General features: G+C 57.2%; 13 protein-coding genes and 1 tRNA gene. 9 read left to right on the plus strand and 5 right to left on the minus strand.

What is annotated here, in order from left to right; genetic code table 11:
- Positions 1-121: 121 nt before the first annotated feature.
- Positions 122-1261 carry a cystathionine gamma-synthase gene (locus PK28_RS14625; protein WP_044515089.1) on the minus strand — a complete coding sequence of 380 codons (1140 nt, stop codon included), beginning with the start codon at positions 1259-1261 and terminating at the stop codon, positions 122-124.
- 181 nt (positions 1262-1442) lie between these two features.
- Between PK28_RS14625 and PK28_RS14630 the strand changes: the two genes are divergently transcribed.
- The 5 genes from PK28_RS14630 (at position 1443) to PK28_RS14650 (ending at position 5041) form a co-directional block, all read left to right on the plus strand.
- Positions 1443-2375 carry a DUF2167 domain-containing protein gene (locus tag PK28_RS14630; RefSeq protein WP_197070424.1) on the plus strand — a complete coding sequence of 311 codons (933 nt, stop codon included), beginning with the start codon at positions 1443-1445 and terminating at the stop codon, positions 2373-2375.
- Positions 2376-2447: 72 nt separating this feature from the next.
- Complete coding sequence (locus PK28_RS14635; protein WP_044515092.1) at positions 2448-3167, plus strand: TVP38/TMEM64 family protein; 720 nt, start codon at positions 2448-2450, stop codon at positions 3165-3167.
- A gap of 114 nt (positions 3168-3281) precedes the next feature.
- Positions 3282-3355, plus strand: a tRNA-Arg gene (locus tag PK28_RS14640).
- 215 nt (positions 3356-3570) lie between these two features.
- Positions 3571-4584: an NAD(P)/FAD-dependent oxidoreductase gene (locus PK28_RS14645; protein ID WP_044515095.1), complete on the plus strand. Its 1014-nt coding sequence runs from the start codon at positions 3571-3573 to the stop codon at positions 4582-4584.
- Positions 4585-4705: 121 nt separating this feature from the next.
- Positions 4706-5041, plus strand: a complete 336-nt coding sequence (locus tag PK28_RS14650; RefSeq protein WP_065814142.1) for a 2Fe-2S iron-sulfur cluster-binding protein — start codon at positions 4706-4708, stop codon at positions 5039-5041.
- A 74-nt stretch (positions 5042-5115) separates the two neighbouring features.
- Here the strand turns inward: PK28_RS14650 and PK28_RS14655 are convergent, their stop codons facing one another.
- The 3 genes from PK28_RS14655 to PK28_RS14665 all read right to left on the minus strand — a co-directional run bounded on the left by PK28_RS14655 (position 5116) and on the right by PK28_RS14665 (position 12811).
- On the minus strand, positions 5116-5613 hold the full coding sequence (locus PK28_RS14655; RefSeq protein ID WP_156126412.1) for a hypothetical protein: 498 nt from the start codon (positions 5611-5613) through the stop codon (positions 5116-5118).
- Positions 5614-5753: 140 nt separating this feature from the next.
- Positions 5754-11939 (minus strand): alpha-2-macroglobulin family protein, encoded by a 6186-nt coding sequence (locus PK28_RS14660; protein ID WP_044515100.1) that lies wholly within the window; start codon positions 11937-11939, stop codon positions 5754-5756.
- 260 nt (positions 11940-12199) lie between these two features.
- Positions 12200-12811 (minus strand): DinB family protein, encoded by a 612-nt coding sequence (locus tag PK28_RS14665; protein ID WP_044515102.1) that lies wholly within the window; start codon positions 12809-12811, stop codon positions 12200-12202.
- A 175-nt stretch (positions 12812-12986) separates the two neighbouring features.
- Here PK28_RS14665 and PK28_RS19220 point away from each other — a divergent pair, with 175 nt between their 5' ends.
- Both PK28_RS19220 and PK28_RS14675 read left to right on the plus strand, forming a co-directional pair.
- The gene (locus PK28_RS19220; protein ID WP_082017135.1) at positions 12987-13700 is read left to right on the plus strand and encodes a LytR/AlgR family response regulator transcription factor; all 714 of its coding nucleotides are present in this window, start codon (positions 12987-12989) and stop codon (positions 13698-13700) included.
- 207 nt (positions 13701-13907) lie between these two features.
- Positions 13908-14270: a hypothetical protein gene (locus PK28_RS14675; RefSeq protein ID WP_044515105.1), complete on the plus strand. Its 363-nt coding sequence runs from the start codon at positions 13908-13910 to the stop codon at positions 14268-14270.
- Here PK28_RS14675 and PK28_RS14680 read toward each other — a convergent pair.
- Positions 14267-15538 carry a hypothetical protein gene (locus PK28_RS14680; protein ID WP_156126413.1) on the minus strand — a complete coding sequence of 424 codons (1272 nt, stop codon included), beginning with the start codon at positions 15536-15538 and terminating at the stop codon, positions 14267-14269. The two genes, PK28_RS14675 and PK28_RS14680, sit on opposite strands and share 4 nt — an antisense overlap.
- 579 nt (positions 15539-16117) lie before the next feature.
- On the opposite strand from PK28_RS14680, the gene PK28_RS20535 reads away from it, so the two are divergent.
- Both PK28_RS20535 and PK28_RS14685 read left to right on the plus strand, forming a co-directional pair.
- Positions 16118-16282 (plus strand): hypothetical protein, encoded by a 165-nt coding sequence (locus tag PK28_RS20535; protein ID WP_156126414.1) that lies wholly within the window; start codon positions 16118-16120, stop codon positions 16280-16282.
- Between the two features lie 89 nt (positions 16283-16371).
- Positions 16372-18096 (plus strand): ABC transporter substrate-binding protein, encoded by a 1725-nt coding sequence (locus PK28_RS14685; RefSeq protein ID WP_082017136.1) that lies wholly within the window; start codon positions 16372-16374, stop codon positions 18094-18096.
- Positions 18097-18098 lie beyond the last annotated feature (2 nt).

The following is an 18098-nucleotide window of genomic DNA, read 5'->3' on the forward strand; positions in this document are numbered from 1 at the left end:
CGGCATTAGTGCGCGTTTGGGAGATGACGGGTGAGCGGACCGAATTACTTTAACGGCATCTCCTAAAAACGAAACCACCCGACCAAATGGCCGGGCGGTTTTAGAATTGGCAACGGATATTTTACCCAATGGCCTGCTTCAGGTCCTCAATCAAATCTTCCGCATCCTCAATACCTACACTCAGGCGGATAAGCGAATCGGAGAGGCCGGATTTGCGGCGCTCCTCGGCGGGAATGCTGGCGTGCGTCATGGATGCGGGATGGCCCGAGAGGCTTTCTACGCCGCCCAGGCTTTCGGCCAGCGAGAACAGCTCAAATTTTTCCAGGACGGCCACGGCATCTTCCATCCGGTCGCCTTTCAATACAAACGACATCATGCCGCCAAAACCACGCATTTGCCGGGCCGCAATGGCATGGTTAGGATGCTCCGGGAAGCCGGGCCAGAACACCTTTTCTACTTTGGGATGGTTCTGGAGGTACTCGGCTACGGCGCGGCCGTTTTCGCAGTGGCGTTGCATGCGAATGTGCAGGGTTTTGAGGCCGCGCAGCACTAGGAAGCAATCCTGAGGGCCGGGCGTGCCGCCGCAGGCGTTCTGCAGGAAGCGCAGCCGCTCGTGCAGCGCATCATCCTTCACAATCACGGCGCCCATGACCACATCGGAGTGGCCGCCCATGTACTTAGTGAGGGAGTGCATCACCATATCGGCGCCCAGATCCAGCGGAGTTTGCAGGTAGGGCGTGGAGAAGGTATTGTCTACCACCAGCAACGCCCCGGCTTTTTTGGCTACGGCGGCGGCAGCTTCAATATCAATAATATTGAGCAGCGGATTGGTAGGCGTTTCTACCCAGATAAGCTTGGTGTTGGCGGTTACTTTTTCCTCTACGGCCTTCATATCGTGCATGGGCACGAAGTGAAATTTGATGCCGTAGTTGGCGAAAACCTTGGTGAAAAGGCGGTAGGTGCCGCCGTACAGGTCGTTGGTGGAAATCACTTCGTCGCCGGGCTGCAGGAGCTTGATAATGCAGTCGATGGCGGCCATACCGGAGGCAAAGGCCAGGCCGTGCTGGCCGTTTTCCAGCGCGGCCAGGGCATTTTGCAGCTGGGTGCGGGTGGGGTTGTGGGTGCGGGAGTATTCGTAGCCTTTGTGGTCGCCGGGGGAGCGTTGCACGTAGGTCGAGGTCTGGTAGATGGGCGTCATAATAGCCCCGGTTTCGGGGTCGGGATGCACGCCGGCGTGGATGGCTTTGGTTCCGAATTTCATGTAGAACGTTCTTGGAGTGGGGGCAAACGCGGAAGACTTGGGGCGCAAAGGTAGGCAAGTGTAAGTATCCTCGGTCTGCTGGGTTTATAGCTTTACTAACTGTTTTTTCAGCAGCCCTTTGCCATTCCTAGTGAACTACCTAACTTGTTGGGAAAATACAATTCACCTTTATTTTATCTACTTGAAAAAATTTTTACTCCTGGCAGTTCTCGGCTTACTACAGCTGAGCGCCGCCGCCACTACACCGGAAGTGGCCGAGCGTACGGCCCGCGAAAAAGCGTATGCTGATTCCGTAAATGCCACCTTTCACTACCAGACCGGTAAAGTTGCGCTGCCCCAGAGCCTGGGCGACTTAACCGTGCCCGCCGGATTTCGCTACCTAGATTCGGACCAAAGCAAGCGGTTACTCACGGAAGTGTGGGGAAATCCGCAGGGGGAGTCGCTAGGCATGCTACTACCCGCTGACCGTGGCCCCCTGAGTGACAATAACTGGGCTTTTGTACTCCAGTATGAAGATATGGGCTACGTGAAGGATGATGATGCCGATGAAATAAACTACGATGACCTGCTGAAGGAAATGCAGGAAGACACGGAGCAGGAAAACAAAGGGCGGGTAGAAGCCGGTTATGAGCCTGTTACCCTCGTTGGGTGGGCTGCCCAGCCCTATTATGACAAAAAGCTGAACGTACTACACTGGGCGCAGGAGTTGAAGTTTGGGGAGGCTACCGAAAATACGCTCAATTATAATGTGCGCTTACTGGGCCGGAAAGGCGTGCTTATCCTGAATGCAGTAGGCAATACCTCGCAATTGCCGGAGGTACGTAGCTCTATTCCAAACGTTATTCCCAGCGTCACCTTTGCCAATGGCCTTCGCTACGCCGATTTTCAGCCCGATCTGGACCAAGTAGCCGCGTATGGTATTGGCGGCCTAGTAGCGGGTAAGGTGCTGGCTAAGGTGGGCTTTTTCGCACTTATCCTCAAATTCTGGAAAGTACTACTGGCCTTGGCAGCAGGAGGCTGGTCGGTTATCAGGCGCTTTTTTGGAGGCAAAGAGGCCGAGGAGGCGGAACCCGCTTTGGAAGCAACTGAGGAAACCCTACCCTATGAGGTGTAGCCTTATCGTCATTACTTACGTTCATATCTTCGGGCCGGCCCTTTGTGCCGGCCCGTTTGTTTGCTACTGCCTATGGCTTTCGTTAAAGAGCTTTTTCAAAAAAACGCCGCCACCCTGCTCTCCATGCTGCTGCTGGTGGCCATGCCGGTAGTGGGCAGTTCCTCGCTCACGTATTTTCTGTACCGTAACCAGGAACTGCTCCAGAACCTGAGCTTGGGCGGCGCGGTATTTTACTTCGTGGTCATTGCCTTCACCATGGCCTTTGCCCTTACGCCTACCACGTTTGTGGCCATTGTAACGGGGTTTTATCTGGGCTGGGTGGGCTTACCCGGCATGGTGCTGGCCTATGCGCTGGCCGCTTTCATTGGCTACCATATTGCGGCTTCGCTGGATCATGGCCGCATGCTGCAGTTTCTGCACCACTTTCCCAAGGCCGATGCCGTAATGCGCGAGTTGCGCCACGAAAGCTGGCAGCTGATTGTGCTCACCCGCATTTCGCCGGTGCTGCCCTTTGCGCTCATGACGTTTGTTTTGGCCGTGATGCGCGTAAACCGACATAAATTTCTGCTGGCCTCGGTGGTAGGCATGCTCCCGCGCAGCCTGTTTTTTTACTGGCTGGGCACCCAGGCCCAGGATGCGCTGGCCCTGCTTAATAACCCCGACACCGGCACGGGCGGCAAAGTATTGGTGCTGGTGCTCATTGTGGTATCGTTATTCGGGCTGTATTACCTGTTTAACCGGGCCCTGAAGCGGGCATTAAGTAAAAACGCAGCCGAGACGCAAAAAAATTAAAACTGACTTTCAGCTTCTTGCGCGCGGCAATTCGTTTTTTCAGCAGAAAATCCGCCCACCGGCTTGCCAGACAAAATATTTAGCTGTTATCTTTGTGCTCCTCAAAAGGGAAATGGTTGTGTAGCTCAATTGGATAGAGCATCTGACTACGAATCAGAAGGTTTAAGGTTCGACTCCTTACACGACCACAAAAGCCCCTCAGCACCGCGCTGAGGGGCTTTTTCCTTTTACTCTGCTCTGCAGGCTGCCTTGGGGTGGCTGCCGTAGAGGCAGCAAATTGTTGAGGCAGCATCAACCCGCTCGCTTACAACGCGTACCTTTGCAGCCGTTTGCCGGGAGCGGCCAACGTTTTGCCTAGTTTTCTTGTTACGAGAGCAACCTTTTCGCGAATCTTTTGCTGCGTATGAATACCATTTCCACCGATATCTGCATCATTGGGGCTGGCCCGGTGGGCCTGTTTGCCGTATTTGAGGCCGGACTTTTGAAATTGCGCTGCCACGTGGTAGACGCTCTGGCACAGGTGGGCGGGCAGCTCTCGGAGATATATCCCAAGAAACCCATCTACGATATTCCGGGCTTTCCCAACATCCTGGCCGGCGACCTGGTGCGCAACCTCATGCAGCAGATTGAGCCCTTCCACCCCACCTTCACTTTGGGTGAGCGGGTAGAGCGCTTTGCCAAGCTCGACGACGGCTCGTTCCAGCTTTTCACCACCGACGGCACCGAAATTCTCTGCAAGACCATTGCCATTGCGGGCGGCCTGGGCTCTTTTGAGCCCCGCAAGCCAGCTATTGAGGATCTGGAGAAATTTGAAGGCGGCCGCGGCGTGCACTATATGGTGCGCGACCCGGAAAACTTCCGCGACCAGCGCCTGGTTATTGCCGGCGGCGGCGACTCGGCTCTCGACTGGACCATCTTTCTGGCCGACGTGGCCAAAGAAGTAACCCTGGTACACCGCGGCACTACCTTCCGCGGCGCCGCCGACTCGGCCGAGAAAGTACAGAAGCTGCACGAGGCCGGCAAAGTACGCCTGGTGCTGAGCAGCAACGTAACCCACGTGCACGGCAACGGCAAGCTGGAGGCCGTTACCATCACCGCCAACAACGGCGAAACCGAATCCGTACCGCTGGACCACTTCATTCCCCTGTTCGGCCTCACGCCTAAGCTGGGGCCCATTGGCGAGTGGGGTTTGGAGCTGCAAGATGATGCCGTGAAGGTGAATACTCTGGACTACTCCACCTCGCTGCCCGGTGTATTTGCCATTGGCGACATCAACACCTACCCCGGCAAGCTGAAACTTATCCTCTGTGGCTTCCACGAGGCTGCGCTCATGGCCCAGGGGGCTTTCAAGTACATCAACCCGGATAAGAAATATGTACTGAAGTACACCACCGTAAACGGAGTACCCACGCTCTAGTAGCGTTATCCTTCCGGATATTATCAAGAAGAAGAGGTGGGTTTGCCTGCCTCTTCTTTTCTTTGCACCCCGGCCCGGAAATCTGGCGCCCTTGTTTTGATAGTTTTACTGACGCTGTGATATGAGCCTGGATGTTACCGAAGTTCGAGTATATGTAGAGGAAGAGCCCGGCCACCGGCGCGAGGTGGTAGGCCCTACTGATATGGGCCTGAGCCTGATGGAGCTGCTGAAAGCCGATGGCTATGATATTCAGGCTACCTGCGGCGGAATGGCGCTGTGCGGTACCTGCCACGTGGAAGTGCTGGCTGGCCCGGAGCTGCCCGAGCCCGGCGACGATGAGCTGGCCATGCTGGAAAGCCTACCCGTAATGACGCAGGGCAGCCGCCTCTCCTGCCAGATACGCCTCAACGCCCGCCTGGATGGGCTGGTAGTGCGCCTTATGCCCCAGGGTACCTAAGGTGCTTAACCACATCAGCCATAAAAAAGGCGCTACCGGGTTTCGGTAGCGCCTTTTTTATGGCTGGCGTATCCTTAGCGGCGGTGCCGGCGGGTCTTTTTCTTCTGAGCTAAGGCAGCGGCTTTCTTTCTGGCCGCGGCCTTGCGCGCCGCTGATGTTTTGTGGGAGGTTGCCTTGTGGCTGGTGCGGGTGGCGGACGCCGTACGCGCGCTGGTGCGCTTAGCAGTGCTGGCAGCAACCGGTTCTGCCACGAGCTTCTCCGGAACTTTAGCGGCTGCTTCGGCCTCCGCCTCCCGGGCGGTTTCTATGTTGCGGGCCGTCATACTGGGCGACGGTATGGCCACAGACTCCGCCTTGGAAACGGACTGCTTGCGGCGAACGGGCATCAGGAAATCCCGCTCTACCCGCTCCCGGGCCGATAGTTTTTCTTCGCCCGGCAGGGCCGGTTTTACCGGCACGGCCACCTTGCCATCGTGGTCAATTGGGGGGGCTGGGGCCGCCTTTTTCTTACCCTGGGCAAACACTCCCGCACTGCTCAACAGCAGTCCGACTAGAAGGAAAATAGTGCGCATGTACTACTCTTTTCGGTGGACAGGGTGGCAAAAGTACCAGATCCTGAATCGAATAGCAAACCACACCCGCACCCAAGCGCTGCAAAAGCCATTTTGCAGCGCTTGGACCCCGATAACGAAATTAAAAATGCAATTTCACCCTACTTTCCTGCCATTGCCTGAATCTGCACCCGCGAGCCAGCCGAATGGCTGGTAAACTCCGGGGCGTACAGGCATTGCAGCTGCGAAAGACCACCCGAAAAGTCACCGCTTTGGGCGGCCCGCAGGCGGTACTCAAAGGTGTGCGTGCCCTTCGGAAAAAACCCGATGAAGAAGTTGGTGGCCGCATCGCGGGGGCTTTCATAATACCCCAGGCCGGACTGGTAGCGGTAGCCCGAGGTCTGGCTGATGAGCTCCAGACCGGCGGCTCGCTGGTCTTTCAGATGCACGTATTCCAGGTCGCGGTCGGAGCGCAGCACGAGGCGCACCACCAGCACGTCGCCTACACGCAGCGGCGTGGCGGCGGTGAGACGCTCCAGGGTGGGGCCGCCGGCCGTGCGCTGCTCGCGGAAGAGCTGGCGCTCCAGGCTCAGGGACGTGGCAGCCGGGGTTATCTTGTCTATCTGCTCGAAATACTGCCAGTAGAGCGCCCCCCAGGCTACGCCGGCATCGGTCTTCTGTACCGTTACCTTGCCCTGTGCGGGCTTGATTTGCGCTATGGGGAAGGAGGTTTTGTAGTAGCCGGTGCCGGCCTGCTGCGTGCCGGGCTTCACGGTCTCCCCTCCTACCGTTACCTGAATGGGTTTGGTCGGCTGGAGCCAGTCAGAGCCGCGCAGCAGCAGGGCGTAGCAGGCATCGGCGGTGGCCCGGGTGCTTTCCCAGTTCTGGGTTTGCTTCTGCTTCAGCAGCCACAGCTTCATTTCATCCACTGATTTCTGGTCGTTGCGCACTTCATCGAAGGCTTCGATAAGCGTGGCCTGGGTTTCGGTGGGCGCCTCGCGCCAGTAGTAGCCGCCGCGCACTTCTTTCCAGTACATGCCCAGTTCCGGGGAGTGCAGGGCATTTTCCGAAAGGGCCGTGAGAATATCCTTTACGGCTGCCGGCTGGCTTTTCTGCCGATGCAGGGCCAGGGCGGTCTGCGCCTGCAGGTAGCGCGTCTGCGCTTTCCAATAGGTAGCGGCCTGCTGTTGATAATAGGCTTCGGCGGGCTGGGCTGATTTAGCAACCGCCTGTTTCCGCCAGAAGCTGCGGGCATACAGCGCCTGAATCTGAATATCCGAAACATGCTGCTGCTTTAGGTCTACACCTTTCTGCTTGCGCAGCTCGTTGTAGTCGCGCTGCAGCTGTTCATCGAGGTAGCGCAGGGCGTTTTCCAGCAACGGGCGGGCCTGGGCATCTTGCAGGGCATCAAAAGCGCCCAGCTTCTGCAGCTTCCCGAAGCCGGCAATAATGAGCTGGGTGATGTACCGGTCATCGGGCATCTTCTCAAACCAGGGGAAGGAGCCGTTGGGATGCTGCATTTTGGCCAGCTTGGTGAGGGCCCGGGCAGTTTCTGCCTTCACGCGCGACTCGTCAAACAGCTCCGTCAGGCGGCGCATCCGCTCGGTTTCATTCTGCGCGTCGCGCACCCACGGGGTTTCCTGCAGCAGCAGGTTTTTGAGCTCCTGGTTTTGCTCCAACTTACTGGTGAGGGCAGTTTTGTCGCCGGCTTGCGCGGCACGCTTCCACTCTTCCAGCATGGTTTTCAGACGCGGGTTGCTTTGCAGGATCTTCGCGGCTATCAGGTTGGCATACAGGCGGCTGAACACCTGTTCGGAGCACTCGTAGGGGTACTCCATCAGGTACGGCAGGGACTGCACGGCATACCACGCGGGGTTTTCGGTCATTTCCAGCGTGAGCGAGTAATTCCGGCGCGTGGGCGACGTGGTACTGGTCAGCTTTTTCAACTCAAACTCCCGCGTGGCCGGCCCTACAATAGGCAGTGGCAGGCTTTCGGTAACCAGCAACCGGTTAGGCAGCACCGGCAGTGTGTTTTCCTCGCCATCGGAATAGGTTTCTACCGGCTGCTTTTTGGATTTGCGCTTCGACTGTTTCGGGGCCTCCGTTTGGGCCACCACGCGGTAGGTTATGGCTTCCAGTGGCAGCTCGCCTTCGGCCGTTTCCGGGATTTGCAGCTCCCAGCCCACGGCGCTGCTTTGGTTGGCGCTGAGGGTGAACTTCTGCTGGGCGGCACCTTTCAGCAACTTACTGTCAATAGGCTGCTGGGTGCGGGCATCCAGCAGAAACAGCTGGGCGGTGCCGCTCATGGGTTGATCAGTGAGGTTGCTGAGCTTGGCGGTGAGGCGCAGCTGGTCGCCTTCCCGGAAGAAGCGCGGGGCATTGGGCGTTACCTGCAGCTGTTTCCGGGTAACCAGCTCGCGGCGCAGCAGGCCGGTATGCAGCTGCTGATCGTGGGCCAGGGCCAGCAGTTGCCAGCGCGTTACGGCTTCGGGCATCTGGAATTCCAGCACCATTTCGCCTTTGCTGTTGGTGCGCAGGTCAGGCAGCCAGAAGGCAGTTTCGCGGAAATCTTTGCGGGCTTGGATGGCGGATAGGTCAACCTTTGGCGCGGGCTTGGTGGCTTCCGCGCCCAGTCCTGTTACGACTACTTCACTTAAGGCCTGCTTTGACATAGCCATATCCATAGCCGGAGCTGCCATGGCTTGCTGATTCATTCGGATTGAGACGTTTCCGCTAATTGTTACTTTAGTCTCGCGGCGAACCCCATATACTACCGCCCCTTCTTCTAAAAATCCCCACTGGTTTAGTTCGGGAAATGCAACTTCGCTCACGGAAATTCCTGGTTCCTGACCAGCTAATAGTATTCTGGAATCCTCCACCTCAAACTGCCCATTCCATGCCAGCGTAGCCGGGAAATACGGCTTTGGAAATTCCAGCGGCATGAAGGAGTGCGGCCGGAAGACGTCCAGTGACTGATCATACAGGCTGGCCATCAGCTCTGCATCGGCGGGTTTGCCAGCGGCATTATGGATGGTAACGCGCCAGGTTTCCTTCTGGCCGGGTTGGAGCTTGTCGCGGAAGGTGGCAATGCTGAGCACCAGCGGCGCGGGCGGCGTGGCAACCTGCACCGGGGCCGTGTGGGTGTACAGGCGGTTGTCGCGCACCTGCGTGGCGTGCAGGTAGAGCTGGGTTTCGCCGAGGGCAGCCGGTACTGCTATTTCCACCAGGCGCTGCTCATAGGCGTTCAGCGTAAGCCACTCGTGGCGCAGGGTTTTGCCTTTGGCCTCGGCTTCCACCAGGATGCGGGCACCGGCCTCACTGCTCCCCACCAGAAAACGGGCCGTTTGTCCGGGTGCTACGCTGTCTTGCAGAGCAACAAACCAATCCGGGGTAGGAATTGACAGCTCTTTGGCCGTGGGTGAAAACAGCGTAAAAGCCCGCTCCGTTTTAGCCGGTGTGCCGGTGGTTGTGGTGGCCGTAGCCTCCAACACATAGCGGCCGGGCGCCTGCTGTTGCAGTTGGGTAGCCAGCGCCGTTAGCTGCGGAGTTTTTCCGGTATCGAAATCCTGAGTGAGTACCAGGGTGCGGGCCCAGGTGCTGTCGTTGTCTTCCTGGCCGTAAGCATCCAGGGGGAACTGCCGCTTGAACTCCTCCCGGCTCAGGGCTTCGCGCTCGGGCCGCTCCCAGAGGCGGGGGCGCAGGGCACGGGCGGGCGGGGTGAGGCGGTAGAGGCGCAGCTGGCCGCGCGCGGGTTGCGGCTCGCCGGCCGCATTGGTGCTGAAGAGCTGCAGGGCCGGCAGTTGGTCGCGGTTCAGCAGTTCCGGTATTTCTAAGCGCAGGTTGAGGGCTGTGGTACCCAGGCTCACGTTTTGCTGGCCGGTGCGGGTTTCGCCGGCGGCATCCGTCACATCAGCCGTTACCTCAAAAATATAGCCCGGCCCCCAGCCGCCACGCCCGCGCCGCATTTCTTCATCGGCCTGAGCGAGGAACGTAACGGCAAAACCGCCGGCTGAGTCGGTCTGAGTGGTGCCGTTCAGGATTTCTATTTCTCCGCCCCTACCGGGACCAGGGTAGCCAATTTTTCCCCGGCCACTGGCATACGGCATATACAGCGGCCACACCGTGCGGCGCACCACGCGGTACTGCACCGTGCCGCCATCAATGGGCTGGCCGGCATAGGCGGTGGCTTTGCCGCGCACGGTCACTTGCTTGTCCAATACGGGCGTGCCGCGTACCGGCTCAAACGTGACCTGGAACGTGGGGCGCTTGTAGTCTTCTACCGCGAAGCTCACGCCGCCATGGTCGGTCTGCAGGCTCATGTCGCCATTCAGCAGGCTCGTGGGCAACACCAGCGAGCTGTTAAAGGAGCCAAAGTCGGAGGTGGTGAAGGACAGGGTTTTTACCGTCTGGCCATTCACATCGACCAAGCGTACGGAAATGGATTGTTTGGTCAGAAGTCGGGCTTTGCCAGCCAGGCTTTCAGTCAGGATCCCTTTGAAATAGAGTGTCTGGCCGGGGCGGTAGATGGCGCGGTCGGTGTACAGAAAAGTGCGACGCTCGGGCTGTTCGGCTTCGGACGTGCGCTGCCGGCGCGGGCCATAGTAGCCGCCTTCGGTTACCAGTAGGGAGTCGGGACCCTGGGAAAGCAGAACCGCCTGTAGCTGGATATTTTGTTCGGTGGTCGAGCCTATCGGGAGCTGGGTCTGACCCTCCGCGTTGGTGGTTTGCACCTCGCCGCGGCGCTGTTTGTATGTGCGGCTTGGCTGATCGTAATACTGAAAGAAGGGCAGCGCTTTTACGCCGGCCAGCGGTTGGCCGCTTTGCCGGTGCAGCATCAGCAGCTCGGGGCCGTCCTGGGTTGCGGCGGCGCGGCGCACCTGGCTTAGTTCGCTCACACTTACCTCTGCGGTGGCCGTAGTTACGCTGGGGCGGGTTTTGGCAGGATCTTCCGACGCCGTGCTGACGATAATCAGATAGCGCCCGAGGGGCAGGGCTACGCCGGCCTGCTGCACGGAGTGGCTTTTATAGTCCGGCGTGCCAAGCACATTCAGGGGCCAGACTGCGGCTGGCTTGCCGGCCAGCACACGGGCATAGCGCTTCTGCAAGGGCTGTTCTTCGCCTCTATTATTAACTTCCAGCCGGCGCGTGGCCTGCGCGGTACTGATGCGGTAAGCCCGCGCATACAGCTTCATCACGTTGCGCACGTCCAGCTTCAGCAGCCAGGGCTGGTTGGGTAGCAATACTTCTTCGGTGGTGAATTGCAGCTCCACGGCTTCCACACGCTGCCGAATGGCTTTTGCCTGCTGAGCGCCCCGGGATTTAGGGAAACGCTTTTCCACCTCCAGGGCCACTTCCCGGGCTTTGGCGGGCTGGGTTTCTTCCAGCTGATCCGCCAACTCGGCCAGAAACTCGGTGCTGATAGGCAGCGTCTGATACGTGCGGGCTTCCCTGGCCAGCGCGGCCTGATACAGCGAATCCTCTTTCGCCATTTCGGCGTGCTCCTTCACAAAGGCTAGCCGCTTACGGTCCACGTCGGCCAGGGCTGCCAGGTTTTTAGCATCCTGCAGACGGAAGGCGGTGAGCTGCTGTAGTGCCTGCAGGGCATGAAATTGGCCGTTGAGCGAATCGGCTTTAGGAGCGGTGAGTTTGAGTTGGGCAAACTCGGCGGCCGGGCCAAACAGCGCGGTTTGTTTCAGCTGAAACTGGGCAGCGGGGCGCGTAATGTAGTATTCGTCGTTGCTCAGGCCATCTACGGCGCGATGGGCCAGCAGGTCATAGAGCGTGGGGTGCAGGGCGCGACCTTCAGCATCGCCGCCGCGAATGGCGTAGCCCAATTGCGCTAACAGAAGCTGTTGCTGACGCTGCGGCTCATCGGCTAAGGAAGCTTTGTAGTGCTGTACCACAGCACTGCCGAGGCGGGCGGCATCCCAGGTGCGCAGGTCGGCGGCGCTGGTATCGATGGGAGTTGCGTTCTGGCCCGCGCCCTGGGTGCGGTCGTAGAGTTGGTAGCGGTGCTCCTGGTAATAAGTGGCATAAAGCTGCGCCAGCAGACTATGCAGGATGGGCCGGGCGGGAAATTTGGCCTGCTGCAAATCGGCTTCTACCAGCGCAATGGCTTTCACATCCGCCTCTTCTTCTTTGGCTTCCAGCAGGCGCAGCTTGTAGAGCAGGGCGCGCAGATATTCGGGCGTATCCTGCTTTTGGCGGGCCTGCTGATAGATTTCCTCCACCAGCTTTTTGGCGGAGGCGGTCTGGTCTTTCGCCAGCAGGGCATCTATCTGCTTCCATTTTTTGGGGTTGGGGCCCGCGGGTGGCGTGGGCGCGGAAGAACCACTGGAAAAGAGCATCAGCAGAAGAAAACAGACAAACAAACAGGCACGCATAAGCCAGGCTCAGGAGGAAGGAAAGGAGGTAACTACTCTATAGATGCACTTGCCCGGCCAAAAGCTTACGGCCCTGCTGATTTTTTTCTACAAAGCAGAATCCGGCGTCCGATTCCGGGTTGGCGGCCCGCTCATTTCAATACCCAATTAAAAAGTTGCTGGCGGAAAGTGGCGGCTGCTTTCAGTAAAAAAGCCCGGCGCTGGTAGCAGCGCCGGGCTTTTTTTTATTCTGTATCGGCGGGGGTTTCTCGGGCCGGTGTGGCGGATGTCCGGCCGTCGAGCACCCGCTCGGCCTGGGCCAGGTGGCGCTCCAGGTGTACCACCAGGAACTCCAGCTGGTCGGTGAGGCGCAGGCGCAGCAGGGGAATAATGGGGTTGGGAATACGCACGCGGTTGGCATTTACCTCGCGGGCTACTTCAATAATGCGCAGCAGCTCATCCAGCTGGCGGCCAAACACCTCCACTACCGTGCGCGGCAGGCGGCTGCCGCTGGGGGCATATTTCTGGGGCGATGTCAGGGCTTTTACACTAGCCGGGGTGCGCATGGCTTCGGTCAGCTTATTACCAATGAAGCCGCGCTTTACCAGGTCGGTGGGCTTGCTGCCGCGCTGCCGCGCCAGGCGTAGCCGGCGCATCATGTCCGGCAGGTAGTGCCCGCCAATGATGTTTAAATGCTCCAGGCACTGGCCCACGCTCCATTTTCCCGGCCCGGGGCGCATGTTCAGCTCCTGCACATCCAGCGGACGAAAGCGCTGGTTATTGATGGTGCGGGCACGCTGCACCACTTGCTCCAGGTGTGCCAGAAAGTCTGCGGTTCGGGTGGGAGTAGCGTCCATACAAGTATTACCTAGGTGGTGCCAAGGTACACTACTCGGGGCGTTTGGCCAACCTAAGCCTAGACGATAGGCGCAAATAGATGCCGAAAAAGTACTTATAGCTAAATTCCACTGGCCGCATCCCGCAAAATATCCAACCCTTCCATTCTATAATGCAGTTGCTTATATTTAGCCTATGTCGGAAGCTACTTTACCTCTGCCTTGCCTTATTATAGCGGCTGATGCCTTATTGGCGCAGCAAGCCGAGGGTTTTCTCGCTACTTCTCCTTCGCTCCAATGCCTGGGCAGCTATTCCTCCCTGGCCGCTGCCCAGGCCCAAGCGGGCCCGCCTCCCGCCCTTGTAGTGCTGGACGAAGCCACTTTGCTACAGCAACCGGACTTTACCCTGGGAGCCTGGCCTGAGCCGCCGGTTGTAATTTTGTTGGCGCAAGTGCCGGATCAGGCGCGGCCCCTGCCCTGGCCCGTGGCCGATGCCATTGAAAAGCCGCTGCACTTCCCTCGCTTTTTGAAAGCCACGCAAAAGGCGCTGGAAATGCGGCTGCAACCGGTCTTTCAATCGTTGCCCACGCCCAACAACAACGATTTTATCGTTATTAAGCAAGGAAAGCAGTTGCTGGAAGTGGTATTTGATGAGGTGCGCTACGTGGAGGCCCTCAGCGACTATGTCCATATTATCACGGGGCAGCGCAAAATACTGGTGCATGGCACCATGCGGGCCATGGAGCAGCGTTTTCCCAATCCGCTCTTTCTCCGGGTGCACCGCTCCTATATTATCAATACCAAATGGGTACAGGGCCTGGAGAGAAATACCATTACCATCACGCATAAGCAGATTCCCATTGGCAGCACGTACCTCAAGCGTGTGCGGCATGAGTTAGGTGCGCTGTAAGCTTCACTTTTCCGGTGGCTGGGGGATTTGAGTTGGGAAGTTATTGCATCAGTATTATAGCACACCATTTCCTGACATAATTCGATTTTCTTTGATAAAGCATATTTATAATTAGACTCAGATAAATAATTTTAATAATAATGTACTTTATATATATTTATTTGCTTTATTTGTTCGTCCTGTACTACTACTAACTACCCTATTGTCATGAAAAAAGCTATTCTTTTCGCCTTTCTCCTGTCTTATTCGCTGACAGGCTCGGCGGCACCCACCGGAGAGGTTACCCGCCAGCATGCCAATGAGCTTACCCGTAAGCTCACCGACCAATTAGCGCTGGATGAAGGCCGGTATCTGCAAATGCGCCGCCTGGTGTATGAGCACCTGGTACAGGCGGCCGAGATAGATACCCAATACGCCGATGACAAGGCCGTGCACGACCAGAAGCAGCAAGCTCTGCAAGCAGAGTTTGCCGCTCAGCTGAAAACCGTGCTCACGGAAGCCCAGTTTACCCGCTACACCAATCTGGCCATCAACCTGCTGGCTGATGCATCTGCCCCCGCCCAGCCCTAGCGCCCTTCGGTAGGCAGCTGCAGAATCTGCAGTGTTTGCTGCCACAGGTTCTCGTAGGGGATAATTTCTACCCCCGCAAAAGCTTCACCCGGCATGGGCGTTTGTTCCAGCCGGGTGAGCAGCGCCTGGCCTTTACGGGTACTGGCCCGCACATCAAAATTCTCTTTCACTGTGAGCTGCAGCAGCCGGAAAAACAACCGCGTGCGCTGGGCAGCGGGGTTGCGCAAATGATTGCTGGCGTACTTGCGCAGTCCTTCCAGGCGCGGCAATAAGGCTTCTACATCGCGCAGGCGCAGGTAGTGCAGAAACTGCAGAATCAGAATGGCAACATTTAGCCCCTGCTTATCCCGGCTATAGTCGGGCAGCGTTTGCATAAACTGCGTGAAGTGCAGGCCGCGCAAAGGCGAGTTTTCGGGGTCAATGAAATGGTGATAGGCCCGGTACAATTCCCAGCGTTGATGCGCGGAGTCGCGCAGCTGAGCGTAGAACGGGTTTTGAAAGGCCATGGAGAGCAGTTCATTGGCGTGCCGGTAGTCACCGGCGTGCATAGCCAGCAGGAGGTACAGCTCCAGAAATACAAACCAGTTGCCGGAAGAGCGGTGAAATGCATTCAGGTATTCCTGCGCTAGTTTTAAGCCCGGGTGTACCCGCCGGGCCTGAAAGTAGGCGTACACACTATAGTACATATTGTACCGCCGGTCAAAGCGTCTGGCATTTAGCTTTCCCTGCTGGTACAGTTTTTCCGATGCTGCCGTAGTCCGGATCACACCTTCGTAATCCCCTACCAGCTCCTGTTGCATCAGCCGTAGCTTATAGAGGTAGTCATAAATCCGGAAAGTGGGATTCTTCCGGTAATGCCCCTCCATTTTTGCCATTAGTTCCGGCAGCTTCTGCAGCAGGGTCTGGCGCACCCTTACCTGCTCCGCCATCAGCATCTTTGCCTCCCAGAAAAGGTGACCAGCTTCCAACTCTATCTGCAAAAGTTGCTCAGCCTTACATAGCTGCGTGCATATGGCCTTGAACTTGACCGTCTGCCGTTGCTCGGCATAAATTTGCCGTAGCCCGTGCAAAGCCGTGACCTGATGGGTGGTAAATTCTCCTTCCACTGTTAGCCGTAGGCTCTTGCCATATAACTTCTCCGACATGGTATACTCCCCTTCGCGCAGGAGTACGCCAGCCTGATAAAGTAGATCCAGACACTCCTGCTCATACTGCCGGTACACCGGATGCCGCGTATCGGTATGGTCCAGAAAAAAAAGGTGGTTCAACAGCTTATGCTGCAACCGGGATTTAAGTTTGCGAAGTGCCGTCTGGTGCGCAGCACTATTACCGCCATATAACTCTTTGGTCGCCTGAATATTGGTTAAGCTGTCCTTTGATTGTAGCAGACTGAGTAGTTGCACTTCCTTGCCTCTTGCTGCTTTCGCCGTAAAGTCCAGTAAAGGCAGTATTTTCTGCCGGCGGTTGGTTACAATGCGTGCTACTGAACTTACTTCTTTCATCTTGGCGAAATCTTATCAGTGGGAGCTAACGAATACCTGCGAATTTATTCTTGTTATAGTATCAGATCAGATTGCAGAGTTTCAAAAGAAATAGCATATTCCAAATGCTTTCATTAGTCTAACCGTACTGAATACATGTCACAATAATAGATATTTCAGCCAATTATTATGGTAATTTTTACCTTAAATTGAAGTTAATAAGCCATATAAATTCGTTCCATTATATCTTTATCTAATAATATACAAGTCACTTATTCTTCGCTTACTTCCTTTTGCAAACAGAAATTTTAGAGGAACTTCGGGACGCTTAACAGCTTCATCTCACCATTCCTTACGCCCCAGGTCATGTTAGAACTCATCGCCCTCATCCTTCTTCAGCTCGCTACGCTCTTCAATTCACCCAACGCTGCTAAGCCTGCTACCACTGCCACTGCTGCCACTGAAACTGTTCCTGCTTCTACTCCTACCAACACCAATACGGGTGGAGGTACTTGGGGTGAAGGTCACTAGGTTATAGGGAGGCTGTTAGCTCCTCCTCTTGCTGCCGGTACTAAAACTTGGCTAACTTGCCCGGCAACGTACCAAGAGGTGTAGCTCCGATGAACCGTTATTTGTCGACTTGTGGGGTCGTATTGTTGTTATTGCTGGGATGTCGGCAGCAGGAAGCGCAGCGGACGTATAACGTCCGCATACGATGGCCCCGCGACCCGGAAACACTGCACCCCCACACGCTGGCCAATGCGTTAGCCATCCAGGCCATTAACCTCACGTACCAGAGTCTGCTGGCTATTGATGCGCCCCAACAGCGCATTGTGCCGTGGCTGGCAGAGGCACTACCGGTAGTACGGCGGGCAGGGAACACCTCCTACCTCACGTACCGCATCCGGCCGGCGGCCACTTGGAACGATGGGCAGCCCATAACGGCCCAGGACATAATCTTTACACTAAAAACCATGCGTTGCCCGGATCTGCCTAATGAGCGGATGCGTGCTACGTATGGTTTTGTGCGTTCGGTACAGCTTGATTCCACCGATACCCGGCAGTTTACGCTGGTTTGCGACCAGTTTGCGCCGGATTACGTGCTGACTTCCGGAGATTTTGCCGTGCTGCCGGAGCATCTGCTGGACCCCGGGCATCAGCTACGGGCTTTTTCCCTGGGCCGCCTGGACTCAGTGGGCGCCACCTTGCCGGCGGTGAAGCAGTTTGTAAAAGAATTTTCCAAAGCGCGGCTGGAACAGTCGCCGGGGAAATATGGCAGCGGGCCTTATGTGCTGAAAAGCTGGCAATCGGGTCAGCAGCTGGTGTTTGCGCGCAAAAAACCCTGGTGGGGCGACCAGGTAGTGCCTACCCCGGCCACCTTCCTGGCCCGCCCCAATCAGATTTCCTTTCACATTATTCCGGATCAGACCACGGCTTTGCTGGCGTTGCGGCGGGGAGATATTGACGTGTATGGCAGCCTGCCCGCCACCGACTATCAGCGGCTAGCCTCGTCAGCCACCGACCAGAAACGGATAGCCTTGTATGCCCCGGATTCTTACGAGGCAGTAACCGTAGGTTTCAACACCAGAAAACCAGCGCTGGCCGACAGCAAAACCCGCCAGGCCATCAGCCACCTTTTTGATATCCCTACCCTCATAAAAGCTACCCAGCACGGCTTGGCTTATCCCAGCGCCAGCCTCATCAGCCCCCACGATAAGCACTATTATAACGATAGTCTGGCGCCGGTAGCCTATAGCCCTGCCCTGGCTACACAGCTGCTTGCCCAGGCCGGCTGGCAGCAACAGCCTGATAAGTCATGGCAGCGACCCAGCCGCTCTGGTCCGGCGCAGCAGCTGGCGCTTACCATCAGCTACCGCGCCGGCGATGCTGCCTATGAGTTTATTGCACTGCAGTTGCGCACTGTTGCGGGCAAGGTGGGTATCCCTATTAACCTGCGCCCTACGGAGAGCAGCGTATTGACGCAACAATTGCAGGCAGGGGCTTTTGATTTATATATCCGCTCCCTGATCGGCAATCCATTTGCGCACAACTTTCTGCCTTTGTTGCACTCCGGCAGCACCGGCACGCAAGGCGGCAACTACACCGGGTTTGGCAGCGCCAGCTCCGATGCTCTCCTGACGGAGCTGGCCGCCGCCCAGGACACCGTGCAAAAGAAACAGCTGCTGCGTAAGCTACAGCGCGTTCTGCAGCAGCAGAACCCCCTCACGGTATTGTATTTTAAACGGAACCCACTGGCCGTTTCCCGTCGCTTTACCAATCTGGGGCTGTCCGGGCTGCCGCCGGGCTATGAGGCCACCCGCTTTACGGGGCACCCGCAGCCATAAGC

It is taken from the genome of Hymenobacter sp. DG25B, assembly GCF_000801315.1.
GTDB lineage: Bacteria > Bacteroidota > Bacteroidia > Cytophagales > Hymenobacteraceae > Hymenobacter.

Bases quoted from the DNA above. Each gene is read 5' to 3' on its own strand.
- PK28_RS14625 (WP_044515089.1), bottom strand. From the start codon at position 1,261: ATGAAATTCGGAACCAAAGCCATCCACGCCGGCGTGCATCCCGACCCC.
- PK28_RS14635 (WP_044515092.1), top strand. From the start codon at position 2,448: ATGGCTTTCGTTAAAGAGCTTTTTCAAAAAAACGCCGCCACCCTGCTC.
- PK28_RS14645 (WP_044515095.1), top strand. From the start codon at position 3,571: ATGAATACCATTTCCACCGATATCTGCATCATTGGGGCTGGCCCGGTG.
- PK28_RS14650 (WP_065814142.1), top strand. From the start codon at position 4,706: ATGAGCCTGGATGTTACCGAAGTTCGAGTATATGTAGAGGAAGAGCCC.
- PK28_RS14655 (WP_156126412.1), bottom strand. From the start codon at position 5,613: ATGCGCACTATTTTCCTTCTAGTCGGACTGCTGTTGAGCAGTGCGGGA.
- PK28_RS14660 (WP_044515100.1), bottom strand. From the start codon at position 11,939: ATGCTCTTTTCCAGTGGTTCTTCCGCGCCCACGCCACCCGCGGGCCCC.
- PK28_RS14665 (WP_044515102.1), bottom strand. From the start codon at position 12,811: ATGGACGCTACTCCCACCCGAACCGCAGACTTTCTGGCACACCTGGAG.
- PK28_RS19220 (WP_082017135.1), top strand. From the start codon at position 12,987: ATGTCGGAAGCTACTTTACCTCTGCCTTGCCTTATTATAGCGGCTGAT.
- PK28_RS14675 (WP_044515105.1), top strand. From the start codon at position 13,908: ATGAAAAAAGCTATTCTTTTCGCCTTTCTCCTGTCTTATTCGCTGACA.
- PK28_RS20535 (WP_156126414.1), top strand. From the start codon at position 16,118: ATGTTAGAACTCATCGCCCTCATCCTTCTTCAGCTCGCTACGCTCTTC.
- PK28_RS14685 (WP_082017136.1), top strand. From the start codon at position 16,372: ATGAACCGTTATTTGTCGACTTGTGGGGTCGTATTGTTGTTATTGCTG.